The sequence below is a fragment of the Marinococcus sp. LNHM3E3-2.2 genome, assembly GCF_056034385.1.
The window spans coordinates 1-13,246 of the sequence record NZ_JBQLIC010000016.1 but is presented as its reverse complement, the minus strand read 5'-3'; the positions used below and the strand labels follow the sequence as shown (position 1 = coordinate 13,246).

Genomic DNA, 13,246 nt, shown 5'->3' with positions numbered 1-13,246 from the left:
CTCTGCGAGTGCACGCATGATCGACTCTTTTGTAGGGTAGTAATTGAAAAAAGTCCCTTTGGCGACTTCGGCTGAAGCCGTAATTTCCTGCACAGTCGTCTGTTCAAAGCCCTTTTCCTGAAATAAATGCACGGCAGCCTGCAGAATGCGGGAACGTGTCTGCTCTCGTTTTTCCGTTCGTTTCATAGAATCCCCCTCTGCGCAGCTGAAAGCATTTGCAAAAATAAAAAAGTTACAATAGAGAGAGAACGATTCGGTCGTGCAGTCATTAAAAATGACTGCGGTCAATTTTGATTATAGAGAGGTACAGCTGCTTTGGCAACCAATTTTAAAAATATCAAACAATTTTGTGAACGGGATATTCAAACGAATTGGTTGACGCAGCGGCCGCAGACGACTAATATAAACTCGTATAACCCGGGAAGAGGTGATGAAAGGTGAGGCCAATTATTGAGTTTTGCATGAGTAATTTGGCGAACGGCTCTCACGGGGCAATGGAAGAACTTGAAAAAGATCCGAATCTGGATGTTATTGAAGATATATGCTTAGGCTACTGCGGCCGTTGCTCTATGAATATGTACGCACTTGTGAACGGGGAGCCGGTAGAAGGGGAAGATGAAAAAGACCTTCTTGCCAATATTTATACTCATCTTGAAGAAAACCCAATGTTTTAATGCAAAAGCGTCTTTCTGCAGAAGGAAAGGCGCTTTTTTCTCAACGTTTAAAGAGGGGGAAAAAATGGATATTATTCCTTTTGAAAATACATGGCCATATGACAAAATAGGTGAAGATATTTATATTAATGAATGCCCGTACTGCGGAACCAGAAATATATTAACAGCGATGAAAGTAAAAGATTTAGAATGGGCAAAAGAGGAAATAAAAACATATATCAATATGCCGTGCTGCCATACACGTATGCATATTGTATTTGCAGATGAAGATTACTTATGGACGACAGATCCGCTGAGACGAAGGGAGAGAAGGTCATGAGATTTACAAAAATGCACGGGCTTGGCAACAGCTACATTTATGTCGACGTATTTGAAGAAACGCTTGAAGAGCACGAGCTTCCAAGGCTTGCCCGGCAGGTAGCCGATAAAAATAAAGGGATAGGTTCAGATGGGCTGATTTTGATTGGGCCGTCGACGCATGAAGACGTGAAAATGCAGGTGTTTAATGCTGATGGATCGGAGGCGAAAAACTGCGGGAACGGGCTGCGCTGCACAGCTAAGTATGCTTACGAGCATGGTTACGTTAACAAAGAGCGTTTTACGATCGAAACGCTTGGAGGAACGATGAAAGCGACCGTTCATCCGGACAATACCGGTCAGACCGTCAGCCTGGTAACCGTCGATATGGGAGCTCCGGAATTTGACTGGGCCCAGGTTCCCGTCAAAGAGTCCGGAGAGGGAGAGCTGTCCCTTGAAGCTGCAGGCCGGTCGTGGCAGCTGATGCCTGTATCCATGGGCAACCCGCACGGAGTCATTTTTGTGGATGACACAGAGCAGGCACCCGTGGAAACTGCCGGAGCGGAGCTTGAAGCACACGAAGCCTTTCCGGAAGGGGCAAACATTGAGTTCGTGCATATGCGCCGCAGTGATGTGATGGATTTTAGAGTGTGGGAGCGAGGTTCCGGTATTACCCAGGCATGCGGAACAGGTGCCTGTGCAGCCGTGGCAGCTGCAGTGGCAGCTGGTAAGAGTGAAAAAGACAAAGAGGTTACTGTGCATCTTCCCGGAGGTGATCTGTATATTACGTGGCAGTCATCAGGAAATATACTGATGACGGGAAATGCTGAGGTTATCTGTACAGGTGACTATGAAACAAGAAGGGCATCAATATAAACAAAAAGAGAGCGGGCGCCCGCTCTCTTTTTACGTCTAATAGGATTTAACAATGTTATAGAAGGTATCCCGTTCCACAGGGGTTTTTCCGGCTGTTTTAATTAGGTGGATCAATTCCTTCCGGGTAATCCCCTGGGATGTCAGCGCGCCGACAGAATGAGAAATTCGTTCCTCGATCAGTGTGCCGTGAATATCGTCGGAGCCAAATGTGAGTGCCATCTGGGTCAGCTGGGCGCCGATATTAATCCAGTACGCTTTGATGTGATCAAAGTTATCAAGCATCAGCCGTGAAATTGCTATGGTTCGCAGATCATCAAATGCGGAGGTGCGCTGGTGCAGGCCGGCATCGAGCTTGCGAGGCTGCATGGCGAGCGGGATAAAGACCATGAAGCCATTGGTTTTGTCCTGCAGGGCACGGACGCGGTCCATATGAATGAGCCGTTCCTCCTTCGATTCAATCGACCCGTACAGCATTGTGGCGTGCGTACGCATGCCAAGGTCGTGAGCGAGCTCGTGAGCTTCTAGCCATTCAAACGTCGTCGCCTTGTCCGGACTCATTTTCGCACGGTAATTCTCTGTAAGAATTTCAGCGCCGCCGCCTGGAAGCGTATCGAGTCCTGCCTTTTGCAGCTCTATGAGGACTTCGCGCATGCTGATCCCTGCGTGACGGGCAAAGAATTCGATTTCGGCTCCTGTGTAGGCTTTAACCTTCGCCTGTGGGTAATGCTTTTTCAACACGCGGACGGTGTTTAAATAATACTCAAACGGCACGTCCGTGTTGTGACCGCCAACGATGTGAAATTCCCGGATGTTGTCATTCCAGCGTTTTTCCACGTATTCAAGCAGTTCTTCTTCATGCATTGTATACGCGTTTTCTTCGCCGGGTTTGCGCTTGAATCCGCAAAACGAGCAGCTCGCTTCGCATACGTTGGTCGGGTTGATGTACATATTTTCGATAAAATAAACGTTATCCCCGTTTTTTCTTTCGTTCACCTCATTTGCCAACTGGGCCACGGTTAACAGATCTGCTGTTTCATAGAGATAGAGGCCGTCTTCAATGGATAACCGTTCTCCTTCTCGGACTTTGTCGGCAATGCGCTGCATGTCGGCGTCGCGATTCAAGGTGATCGCCATATTAATCCTTCCTTTCCGATGTACAAGAAATACTGTAAAGTTCAGCGGTTCTGCAGGCAGCTTCCGTACCGCCGTGCAAAACCTTATCTGCTGTATAGGTATATAAAAGGTATGCTGCCAGGGAAAGACATCAAGCTAACAAGAATTTCCGGGGCTCAGTTTCTTATTATACATCGTGGTATTCCGGAAGGAAAGTAACAACGCCCAAAGCAGTTCTTCATTCGGAAGAAGTGTCCGCAGGGGAGGCCAAAGAGTAATTCCATGTCTCCGGATAGAGAGGCAGCCTCTCGGCACGGTAAACAACCCGGCCGTCTCCTTCCTCGATGCCGGAAAGCTCGAGTTCGTAGACTACTTCATCTGTGGTGCCGGCAGTTTCAACCACAGTGGCCTGATAGCCTTCCTCCACCTTCTGATAGCCGGAGGTGAGCAGGCGGTTTTCGGTTTCGTACAAATAATCAGCATCGCCGACCACATTGGAGAAAAAATCTTTTCCGCGTTCCTCACCGTAGCTCCAAACGGTCTCCACGGTGCCTTCCGCTTCATTGATACGGTACTGAATGCCCTGGCTGAAATCCTGACTGATGGATTCATCGCCGCGGGTGACTACCCTGTTGTTATCAAACAGGAGGACATCCTTAGTGTCCGGATTGTCATCCTGGTCCGGAAGAATCATCGGAGCGTGCTGGGCGCCGGGATATTTAATATTGCCGTTTTCTGGCTCGAGTACTTTTTCGGACATATCTGCATCCCAGCCCTCCGGGGCAGCAAGAATCCAGTTAATTTCCATATCCGGGTAAGTCAGGCTCATGACGGCGTCCTGATGACGTCCGGATACGAGAATGCTTTTGTTATCTTTATCGTACCAGATAGCGTTTTGATGCATCCAGTCACCATCGCTTTCGTTCGGGCCGGAATATTCTTCGTACGCTTCAGAAGGAAAAATGTCTTTCAAATCAAGCGTTTCCATCGTTTCGCCGGTAGATCGGTCGATTTCCACCATAGTATCTTCTTCGTAAGAATTGCTGTTGTCGTGCACGGTAACTAAAAGGTTGTTATTTGGCAATTCGATGGCGTCGTGGTGAATGACGTTAGTGTCCTCGTAGCTGGGCAGATTAATTTTGTACTGATGCTGAATCTTTCCAAGCATATCCGTTTCAAAAAGATACTCATTGCGGTTATCCTCAGACTGCGAGGCCCCGAACAGCATATTTCCATTGGAGAGCCGTTTAAACACAAAACCCCCGGTCCGGGAAGAATACCAGCGGATATCTCCCAGCTCATCCACTCCATAAGCTTTGGATTTACCAGGAGTTAAAAAAGTAAGACCGGGTTCCATCTCCGCTGGAGAGCTTTCTATTACCTCTCTGTCATGAGCGAAAGCAGGAGTATCATTAGTTTCTATGGAAACGGTCTGCTCCTGAATGTTTCCCTGACGGTCTTCGGCTTCTATAGTAACTTCGTTGTCCGTACCAGGGTAAAGTCCGAGAACAGGCACGTCATGCTCCTGGTTAAAGGCAGGGTATGTATGTGTAATGTCCTGGGCCCCGCCACGGCTGGCAACCGTTACGGTGATACGGCTGGGACTTTCTGTACGGAATTTCGTCAAAGCAGTAAGTGGAGCCTCTCCGTAAGGGTCCTGGATAATCATTGGATTGTTAAACGTATGGTTTCCGTCGATATATTCCTGCTGCCACTCCTTTTCCATTTCCTCCTGTTCTTCGATTAAACTGGCCTCGCTGCTCGTGGTGGAGGCACTTTGGAAAATTGAAAAAGAAATGGTCTGGTTAGTATTTTCTGCAATAATGATCCATCCGACGGCAAGGGCGAGGATCAGAAAAGTCATTATTTTCAAAAAAACTCCTCCATACTTTAAATTTTTTAGAACTTTCTCACAAGTATAAGCAAAATGAAAGTATTTGCCCATAAAAACGTCCGCCAGAAAAAACAAAAGAGGAATATTTGAAGAACGGAGGATAAGGGTCTATAATATAAATGAGCCTCAGATACACAAAGGAGGAAACACTAATGTTAGTATTATCGGATGCAGCAGCACAGCGTGTGCTCGACATGATTGAAGAAGAAGGCGACAGTTCACTATATATGCGTGTAGGTGTAAAAGGCGGCGGATGCACCGGCCTATCCTACGGCATGGGTTTTGATTCTATAGTAGAAGAAACTGACCAGGTGCTTGAAATCAAAGGTGTTCCAATCGTTGTAGACAGTGAGAGTGCTCCTGTCCTGGACGGCGTAAACATCGATTTCAAGGAAAACATGATGGGCGGCGGCTTCACGATCGACAATCCGAACGCCATCGCTTCCTGCGGCTGCGGCGCATCGTTCAAGACCGCAACCAAAGAAGGTACACCGGAGAAATGCTAGAAAAATAGCTTTAGAAAAAGCGGCTGTCAGTGCACAGCTGCTTTTTTTGTGTTTTACTGGTCACATACAGGCATAATTTGTAAAATGTGAAAATAGGGGAGTCAGTTATGAAAAAACGAACAATCTTTACAGGAACGCTTGGAATACTTATGCTGACAGGCTGTGGAAGCAGCTTATCAGACGAAGAACAGCAGTACATAGACAAAGTGGACGAAAGTGCCACAGAAATTCACGAGCTGGACACGCAGCTTACAGAAGCCGTGAACGCTGTAGAAAATGAAGAAGAAGGGGCAGCCGAAGAATTGCAAAGCATGCAGGAAGATATTTTTGTAACAGCCTATGATAACGTCGAAGCAATCAGCGTGCCGGAGGGCGAAGACATGCAGGCAGTGTATGACGCGCACGTTTCTTATGCAAACCAATATGTGTTTATTGCTGAAGAGTTAATGAGCACCGAGGATTTGCAGCAGTCGATTGGAGAAAACATCAACCCGGTGCTTGAGCGGATGGAAGAGGAGGAGAGCAGCTTTGCCGACACGGTGGAGGAAGAAACCGGCGAAGAGATCAGCTTTGAATAGCAAAAAAACGATCCGTATTCGGGATCGTTTTTTTATTAAAACATATGGGAGCTGTGTCCTGGCTGGACTTTTGCCTTTGGATTAATATAATTCATCGCATTGTTGACGGCTGTAGGAGCTTCTCCGAAGCCGGTAGCAATTAATTTTACTTTGCCGTCGTAGGAAGTAACGTCTCCTGCTGCGTATACGCCCGGAATATTCGTTTCCATTTTCGTGTTTACAATGATGGAATTTTTATGAATATCAAGTCCCCATTCTTTAATAGGGCCCAGTGAAGAAACGAAGCCGTAGTTGACGATCAGGGAATCAACGTCGACGATCTGCTCATCGGAGCCTTTCACTTCTTCGAAAACGACCTGCTGAATACGTTCGCCATCTCCGATAACATCTTTAACCTGAAACGGTGTGAGAATATCCACATTCGACTGGTTAAGCTGTTCGACACTGTGCTCGTGGGCACGGAATTTATCCCGGCGGTGGGCAAGAGTGACATCTGCAATCGGATCAAGCATGTTTGCCCAGTCAACAGCCGAGTCGCCGCCGCCTAGAATTGTTACTTTTTCACCGGCAAACGCCTGAAGATCGTTAACAAAATAATGAAGATTCGAATCTTCGTATGGTTCCATTCCGTCGATTTGAAGCTTCCTTGGCTGAAAGGCGCCTACACCGGCGGTGATAATAATAGTGCGGGTGTAATGGACTCCTTTATCCGTGTGGAGCTCGATAAGATCATCTTCGTTGCGGATAACATTTTCTACGCTTTGTTCAAGCACTACTTCCGGATTGAACGGGTTCATCTGTTCAATTAAATTATCCACAAGCTCCTGGGCACGGACTTTCGGAAACCCTGCCACATCATATATAAACTTTTCGGGGTAGAGGGCAGCAAGCTGTCCCCCGAGTTGTGGCATACTTTCAATAATTTTAACTTTAGCCTGGCGCATTCCTCCGTAAAATGCGGTAAACAAACCGGTAGGGCCGCCGCCAATAATGGTCACATCATATATATCTGACTCTAATACCACTAAGGTACACCTCCAAGAATCTTTTCAAATTTCAATCCATTATAATACTGATTGAGAAAAATAGAAACCAATTGAGAAATTGTTTCAAGAGTTACATTGTAACATAAGCAAAATCAGTGCCAAGGGTATTTCCCTGCTGCGTTTAGGAAGAAGGGATGAAAAAAGGTGAAAATCGGGAAAAAGGTTGAAATATTATAGCAAAACCCATAATATTAAATACGGGGTTTGTGTCTATTTTTTTACAAAAAGCAACGCGTTAAAAGCAGAAAACGAAGCGAACTTTTCTTTTTTATTAAAGAAAAGTCGGTTTGATATAGTTATGTACGTGAAATAAATCACATACATGGGCTGCTTTTAACAAAAATCTAAAAGATGGAAGTGATTGACATGGCAGGAAAAACAAATATTGTTATTTTAGGCGCTGGCTATGCTGGTCTCGTTTCCGCTTCAAAGCTTGCAAAAGAAGTAGGAACAGACAATGCAAACATTACGCTGGTCAGCAGGCACGATTATCACTATCAGACAACCTGGCTGCACGAGCCGGCTGCAGGAACGCTTCACCATGACCGCACCCGTATTAAAGTCAGTAAAATTCTTGATTTAAATAAAATTAACTTTGTACAGGACGAAGCTACAAAAGTTGTTACAGAAGAAAAGAAAGTAACGCTTGCTTCCGGCGGCGAACTGCAGTACGACTACATTATCGTAGGCGTTGGGGCTATTTCTGAAACATTCGGCATCGAAGGCGTTTATGAAAACTCCTATCACCGCTGGACGGTGGACGGCGCCCGCCAGATGAAAGACCGCATTGAGTATATGTTTGCCCGTTATCACAGCGACGAAGCAAAAGAAGAAGACCTGACGTTTGTTGTAGCAGGCGCTGGTTTTACCGGTATGGAATTCATGGGCGAGCTGAGTGAGCGTGTACCTAAGCTTTGTAAAGAGTACGATGTACCGCGCAATAAAGTGAAAATGTACGTTATCGAAGCGATGCCAACAGCACTTCCAGGCTTCGATCCGGAGCTTGTGGAATATGCCATGAATCTACTCGAAAACCGCGGAGTGGAATTCAAACTGGATTCACCGATCAAAGCAGTAACGGAAAACAGTGTAGAGTTGAATACTGGTGAATCCGTGAAAACATCGACAGTAATCTGGGCAACTGGTGTCCGCGGCAATCCGCTTATCGAGGAGTCCGGTTTTGAAAACAACCGTGCCCGTGTGAAAGTTGATGACGATCTGCGTGCTCCCGGTCATGAACGCGAATTCATTATCGGTGACTGTTCTCTGATCATCAATACAGAAATCGACCGTCCGTTCCCGCCGACAGCTCAAATCGCTCTCCAGCAGGGCGAAACAGCTGCCGACAATATCAAAGCATTGATGGAAGGACGTCCGACAGAAGCATTTGTAGCTGATATCAAAGGTACAGTGGCTTCTCTCGGTGGAAAAGAGGCGATTGGCGTCGTAGGTTCGAAAAAGCTTTACGGCCGTCCTGCTTACTTTATGAAAAAAGTGATCGAAAACCGTGCACTATGGGTTCTCGGCGGCTTTGGCTTCCTGCTCCGCAAAGGACAGAGCCCGTTCTAAAAGGAATACAGGAAAATAAGAAGCCCCCGGCAAACTATGCCGGGGGCTTCTTTCGCATGAGAAGCTATACAAACTAAGAATTGATCACACAATGAAAATAGCATGAGCCGCAAACGTTATACCCACACCGAAAATAGCACCGAAAATAACTTCAATCGGCTGATGGCCAAGAAGTTCCTTCAGCTCCTGGCGTTTTTCGGGCTCGCGTTTCTGCTGCCAGGACCGGGCTTCGGTCACGAGGCGGTTGAAGTCATTAACCAGCTGATTCAAAACGGTGGCATGATAGCCCGCGTGCCTCCGGACGCCGGTAGCATCAAACATTACAATAACGCCGAAAACGATGCAGATGGCAAAAAGACTTGAATCAAAGCCCCGCTCAATACCGATAGCTGTAGAAAGAGAAGTGACCGCTGCGGAGTGGGAGCTTGGCATGCCGCCGGTGCTTGTGATGAGGGAAGCGTCCCAGGTTTTGGCGGCAATGAAACCGAGAGGTATTTTAATCGCCTGTGCTAATAAAATAGAAGATAATGCCACTAAGAGTGGGAAGTTCTGCAGTAATTCCATTCACGAACGTCCTTTCTGAATTTTGGCAGTTAGTAAGGATAAGGAACAGCCCACATTATGATAAATATAAGTACAGGCAACCATATTTTATCACATGGTATCAGGTTCGTCGTGCCATTGCTCGAAGAAAGCAGGAAAAGATAAATAAACTAAAAAGTAAATTCAACCCAGAAAAATCGCTGCTACGGAGGATCTCGGGTCTAAAGCAGGCGTCAGCACGAATTACTGGGGATTAGGTGCTAGTATATAAAGGATGAAAGAGATAAAATATACCTAAACCATTTGCAACAATTGTATATGTTAAGTATACTTACACTAACTTATTATAAAAAAATTCCATACCTACATATTCCAACAGAATGTCAGGTCTTCATCCAGCTCAAATTGCGGCAAATATTTTTTAAAAATTGAAAAAGATGCAGAAATGGGTGTTTGAAAATTGAAAATATTGAAATGGCTTGACTTAGGTCTCAAACGCACTGAAGAGACAGTCCTGTCGCTTGCGATCATTACAATAACGGTAATGGTGGCAGGTAACACCATCAGCAGGAACCTCGGTCTCGGCGGGTGGGCATTCGCAGAAGAAATCAGCCAGATTGCGATTTACATGGCCACGTTTCTCGGTCTCGGCTATGTGGCCAGGCAGGGCAGGCATATCAGCATGACGGCATTGTTTGATAATGTACCGTATAAGTTCCGAAAAACACTGGCGCTCATTATTCCGCTCGTTACAGCTTTTGTTCTGTTTACCCTGGCATATTATTCCTATGATTACGTGCTCTCCTCGCAGAACAGGGTCACCAACTACCTCCGGATTTCCTATGTGTGGATGGTTGTTTGGGCACCCATTGGCTTTTTGCTCGGAGGTATTCAGTTTTTACGGAACTTCTGGGTAAATGTGAAAAATAAAGATGTATATATCGCAGCGGAACGAAAAGACTACGATACAGAAAAAGAAGCGAAAGAATCCAACCAACTATAAAATATTCGGAGAATGAGAGGAACCAATTATGCTTTTTACATTACTTGCGATAATGGTCATCTTTTTAGCACTCGGTTTCCCTATGATGGTTCCATTAATTTTGGCTCCGCTGGTGATAGTGCTGTTTTTCTTTGATGCCGTTGATCCGTTCATCATGCTGCAGCAGATGCTTGAAGGGATATCAAGCTACGTGCTTTTAGCGGTTCCCATGTTTATCTTTGCAGCGGACATTATGTCCCAGGGCCACACATCAAAGAGGCTGCTTGATTTTATTGGCGCTTTCGTCGGCCACCTGCGGGGCGGTTATGCAATTACAACAGCTGCTGCCTGTACTATCTTCGGTTCGATTTCCGGATCTACGCAGGCTACGGTGGTAGCGATCGGCGGGCCGATGAGACAGAGGCTTTTAAAAGTAGGGTACAAAGACTCCACAGCTATTGCTTTTATTATTAATGCAAGCGATGTCGCGCTCCTCATACCACCGAGTATAGGGATGATTATGTATTCCTTAATCTCCGGTACTTCCCTGGGAGATATGTTCATTGCGGGTATTGGCCCGGGCCTTCTCGTATTTGTCTTTTTTACTCTTTATGCTTACATACACGCAAAAATTTACAGCATTCCGCTCGCAGCTAAAATTCCGTGGAAAGAGCGCGGGAAAATGACCTTTGATGCAATCTTCCCTTTATTATTTCCAGTCATTATTATTGGGGGGATTTACTCCGGGCTTTTCACACCGACAGAAGCAGCAGCAATGGCTGTCGTGTATGCCTTTGTATTGGAAGTTATTGTTTACCGTACAGTAAAGCTGAAGCAGATGTTCAGTATTGCTTTATCTTCAGGACTCGTAACGTCAGCTGTTTTTATGCTCGTAGCCGGCGGTCAGGTATTTGCATGGGTCATTCAGTTTGCCCGTATCCCTCAAATGATTACAGATACTTTTCTTGGAGGAGACCCGGGGCCAATTTATGTTTTGATTATTGTATCCATTTTCTTCTTTATCGGCTGTATGTTTGTGGATCCAATTGTAGTTATTCTGATATTGACTCCGATTTTCTATCCAGCAGCGATCCAGGCAGGGGTGGATCCGGTCCATCTAGGGGTGGTTATTACCTTCCAGGCAGCGCTTGGCTCTGCAACTCCGCCATTTGGCGTGGATATATTCACGGCGAGCGCGGTATTTAACCGGTCGTATCTCGATACGATCCGCGGGACACCTCCATTTATTGTAATGATGCTGATTATAGCAGTTCTATTGATTTCGTTTGAGCCTATTTCAACGTTTTTACTTCCTGATAATTAACGGGGGGCTGGATGAGGAAGGTGGTTGCGGATGGCCGTCTCTCCGACAGCTGTATCATTCGTGTTACTACTCAAAAGGGGGAATTTATACATGAAAAAGAAAAAGCTTGGTTTGTTGATGGGGACAACGCTCTCTACCGCAGCAGTACTCGCAGCCTGCGGTGGCGGCGGTGGCGGTGAGGAAAGCGGCGGTGGCGGCGACGGTGAAGAAACATATGAATGGACCTTTGTGACAGAGGAAAACGAAGGCCAGGTGCAGTATGAGTATGCGCAGGAATTCGCGAGCCGTATGGATGAAAAGACAGACGGCCAGGTGACAATCGAGCCGGTGGAGTTCGGCGGCCTCGGCAGTGAAGTTGACCAGGTGGAGCAGCTCCAGCAGGGAGCGGTTGAAATGGCTGTGGTCTCCCCTGGATTTACTGGAACGATGGTAGAGGAAGGCCAGGTTTTCTCGCTTCAGTTTTTGCTTCCAAATGATCAGGAAGACGTGCAGCAGGTGTTGAATGAAAGTGAAGCACTAAATGATACGTTAGCTGCCAGATATGAAGAAGAGGACATTATGCCGCTTTCCTTCTGGAGTGAAGGAGCGATGCAGTGGACCGGGAACAAGGCCATTGAGTCCCCGGATGATTTCAACGGCTTCCAAATGAGAACCCAGAACTCCCCGCTGCTTCAGCAGACATACCGTGAATACGGTGCGGATCCGCAGGTTCTGAGTGCCGGGGAGCTTTATACTTCCCTTGATAACGGTACAGTGGACGGACAGGAGAATCCATTGTTCTTCATCGAAGCTTCATCCTACGACGAAGTACAGAGTCACTTGATGATTTCCAATCAAAACTCTTATGTAGCAATGACGACAGTGAACCCGCAGTTCTATAATGAGCTTCCGGATGATCTGAAAGAAACATTTGACGAAACAATAACGGAAATGCAGGACTGGGTGTATGACGAACAGGTTGAGCAGAACGAGCAGGCCCGTGAGACCATGACCAGTGAATCCGATATTGAACAGGTGGAACTGAGTGAAGACCAGCGTGCTGAATTCCGGGAAGTGACTATGCCGATGCGTGATTACTATGTAGAGGAAGTCGGCGGTGACGCAGAAGAAATTCTGACGACGCTTGAAGGCGAAATTGAAGAAATCACCGGTGAATCAGTCGAATAGTATACTTTTAAACCCCGACATCTGCTCGGGGTTTTTTGTCCGCAATTGTTTAATTTGGAATCACGGACGGGAAAAGATACAATGGAAAGAAGAAAATAATAAAGGAGTGAACGTAACAATATGGCAAAAGTAGAAAGCTTTGAACTCGATCATACGAAGGTAGTTGCTCCGTACGTCCGTCAGGCAGGCGTGCAGAAGGTTGGAAGCGACGGTATCGTCACTAAATTTGATATTCGTTTCTGCCAGCCGAACGAAGATAACCTTGAGCCACCGACGATTCATACGATGGAGCATTTGCTTGCTTTAAATATTCGCGAATATGCTGAAGACTACGACCATTTTGAAGTTATTGATCTGTCGCCAATGGGATGTCAGACAGGCTTTTATCTGATTATGAATGGGGAGCCGGCGGTAAGTGAGATCATCGATATTCTTGAGACGACGATGAAAGACGGAGTAGAAGTTACCGAAGTGCCTGCAGCAACTGAACTGCAGTGCGGCCAGGCGAAGCTTCATGATCTTGAAGGCGCCAAGCAGGTATTCCGCAACTGGCTCAACCAGGACAAAGCTTCACTCGAACGCGTATTTGAATCATAATTATTAAGCATCCTTCCGGAACACCCGGAAGGATGCTTTTATTAGTTTGCAGTGTTTGTAAATATCAGTATGTAAAAAAG

Annotated in this window: 14 protein-coding genes and 1 pseudogene; 10 read left to right on the top strand and 5 right to left on the bottom strand. The window is 46.3% G+C overall.

The features are described from left to right. Positions 1-66: 66 nt before the first annotated feature. Positions 67-186: pseudogene (locus ACTRXF_RS14495) on the bottom strand (TetR/AcrR family transcriptional regulator); the annotation flags it as partial. Between the two features lie 251 nt (positions 187-437). Here ACTRXF_RS14495 and ACTRXF_RS14490 point away from each other — a divergent pair. The 3 genes from ACTRXF_RS14490 to dapF all read left to right on the top strand — a co-directional run bounded on the left by ACTRXF_RS14490 (position 438) and on the right by dapF (position 1,847). After that, on the top strand, positions 438-674 hold the full coding sequence (locus ACTRXF_RS14490; RefSeq protein ID WP_022794141.1) for a YuzB family protein: 237 nt from the start codon (positions 438-440) through the stop codon (positions 672-674). A gap of 64 nt (positions 675-738) precedes the next feature. Then, entirely contained in the window at positions 739-993 is a 255-nt protein-coding gene (locus tag ACTRXF_RS14485) for a hypothetical protein (protein WP_474263768.1), read from the top strand. Beyond that, the gene (gene dapF, locus ACTRXF_RS14480) at positions 990-1,847 is read left to right on the top strand and encodes a diaminopimelate epimerase (protein WP_474263766.1); all 858 of its coding nucleotides are present in this window, start codon (positions 990-992) and stop codon (positions 1,845-1,847) included. The genes ACTRXF_RS14485 and dapF overlap by 4 nt, the downstream gene beginning before the upstream one ends. A 36-nt stretch (positions 1,848-1,883) precedes the next feature. Here the strand turns inward: dapF and mqnE are convergent, their stop codons facing one another. Together mqnE and ACTRXF_RS14470 are read right to left on the bottom strand one after the other, a co-directional pair. Beyond that, a complete protein-coding gene (gene mqnE, locus ACTRXF_RS14475) occupies positions 1,884-2,981 on the bottom strand; it encodes an aminofutalosine synthase MqnE (RefSeq protein ID WP_474263764.1) in 1,098 nt (365 codons plus the stop codon). Positions 2,982-3,198: 217 nt separating this feature from the next. After that, positions 3,199-4,824 (bottom strand): aryl-sulfate sulfotransferase, encoded by a 1,626-nt coding sequence (locus ACTRXF_RS14470; RefSeq protein ID WP_474263810.1) that lies wholly within the window; start codon positions 4,822-4,824, stop codon positions 3,199-3,201. A gap of 182 nt (positions 4,825-5,006) precedes the next feature. Between ACTRXF_RS14470 and ACTRXF_RS14465 the strand changes: the two genes are divergently transcribed. Both ACTRXF_RS14465 and ACTRXF_RS14460 read left to right on the top strand, forming a co-directional pair. Next, positions 5,007-5,360 carry a HesB/IscA family protein gene (locus ACTRXF_RS14465; RefSeq protein WP_022794136.1) on the top strand — a complete coding sequence of 118 codons (354 nt, stop codon included), beginning with the start codon at positions 5,007-5,009 and terminating at the stop codon, positions 5,358-5,360. Between the two features lie 107 nt (positions 5,361-5,467). Next, positions 5,468-5,938, top strand: coding sequence for a hypothetical protein (locus tag ACTRXF_RS14460; protein ID WP_474263762.1), 471 nt, complete (start codon positions 5,468-5,470; stop codon positions 5,936-5,938). 35 nt (positions 5,939-5,973) lie between these two features. Here the strand turns inward: ACTRXF_RS14460 and ACTRXF_RS14455 are convergent, their stop codons facing one another. Next, positions 5,974-6,963 (bottom strand): NAD(P)/FAD-dependent oxidoreductase, encoded by a 990-nt coding sequence (locus ACTRXF_RS14455; protein WP_474263760.1) that lies wholly within the window; start codon positions 6,961-6,963, stop codon positions 5,974-5,976. 387 nt (positions 6,964-7,350) lie between these two features. On the opposite strand from ACTRXF_RS14455, the gene ACTRXF_RS14450 reads away from it, so the two are divergent. After that, positions 7,351-8,553, top strand: coding sequence for an NAD(P)/FAD-dependent oxidoreductase (locus ACTRXF_RS14450; protein ID WP_474263758.1), 1,203 nt, complete (start codon positions 7,351-7,353; stop codon positions 8,551-8,553). Positions 8,554-8,637: 84 nt separating this feature from the next. Here the strand turns inward: ACTRXF_RS14450 and ACTRXF_RS14445 are convergent, their stop codons facing one another. Further along, positions 8,638-9,117, bottom strand: coding sequence for a divergent PAP2 family protein (locus ACTRXF_RS14445; protein WP_474263756.1), 480 nt, complete (start codon positions 9,115-9,117; stop codon positions 8,638-8,640). Between the two features lie 439 nt (positions 9,118-9,556). Between ACTRXF_RS14445 and ACTRXF_RS14440 the strand changes: the two genes are divergently transcribed. From ACTRXF_RS14440 to ACTRXF_RS14425, 4 genes are all read left to right on the top strand, one after another. Next, a complete protein-coding gene (locus ACTRXF_RS14440; RefSeq protein WP_474263753.1) occupies positions 9,557-10,099 on the top strand; it encodes a TRAP transporter small permease in 543 nt (180 codons plus the stop codon). A 28-nt stretch (positions 10,100-10,127) separates the two neighbouring features. Next, a complete protein-coding gene (locus ACTRXF_RS14435) occupies positions 10,128-11,402 on the top strand; it encodes a TRAP transporter large permease (protein WP_474263751.1) in 1,275 nt (424 codons plus the stop codon). Between the two features lie 90 nt (positions 11,403-11,492). Beyond that, positions 11,493-12,569, top strand: coding sequence for a TRAP transporter substrate-binding protein DctP (gene dctP, locus ACTRXF_RS14430; RefSeq protein ID WP_474263749.1), 1,077 nt, complete (start codon positions 11,493-11,495; stop codon positions 12,567-12,569). A gap of 120 nt (positions 12,570-12,689) precedes the next feature. Beyond that, positions 12,690-13,166: an S-ribosylhomocysteine lyase gene (locus tag ACTRXF_RS14425; RefSeq protein WP_474263747.1), complete on the top strand. Its 477-nt coding sequence runs from the start codon at positions 12,690-12,692 to the stop codon at positions 13,164-13,166. Positions 13,167-13,246: the final 80 nt, after the last annotated feature.

Coding starts and splice junctions, on each gene's coding strand:
- ACTRXF_RS14465 (WP_022794136.1), top strand. CDS start 5,007: ATGTTAGTATTATCGGATGCAGCAGCACAGCGTGTGCTCGACATGATT.
- dctP (WP_474263749.1), top strand. CDS start 11,493: ATGAAAAAGAAAAAGCTTGGTTTGTTGATGGGGACAACGCTCTCTACC.
- mqnE (WP_474263764.1), bottom strand. CDS start 2,981: ATGGCGATCACCTTGAATCGCGACGCCGACATGCAGCGCATTGCCGAC.
- ACTRXF_RS14445 (WP_474263756.1), bottom strand. CDS start 9,117: ATGGAATTACTGCAGAACTTCCCACTCTTAGTGGCATTATCTTCTATT.
- dapF (WP_474263766.1), top strand. CDS start 990: ATGAGATTTACAAAAATGCACGGGCTTGGCAACAGCTACATTTATGTC.
- ACTRXF_RS14435 (WP_474263751.1), top strand. CDS start 10,128: ATGCTTTTTACATTACTTGCGATAATGGTCATCTTTTTAGCACTCGGT.
- ACTRXF_RS14470 (WP_474263810.1), bottom strand. CDS start 4,824: ATGACTTTTCTGATCCTCGCCCTTGCCGTCGGATGGATCATTATTGCA.
- ACTRXF_RS14425 (WP_474263747.1), top strand. CDS start 12,690: ATGGCAAAAGTAGAAAGCTTTGAACTCGATCATACGAAGGTAGTTGCT.
- ACTRXF_RS14450 (WP_474263758.1), top strand. CDS start 7,351: ATGGCAGGAAAAACAAATATTGTTATTTTAGGCGCTGGCTATGCTGGT.
- ACTRXF_RS14460 (WP_474263762.1), top strand. CDS start 5,468: ATGAAAAAACGAACAATCTTTACAGGAACGCTTGGAATACTTATGCTG.
- ACTRXF_RS14485 (WP_474263768.1), top strand. CDS start 739: ATGGATATTATTCCTTTTGAAAATACATGGCCATATGACAAAATAGGT.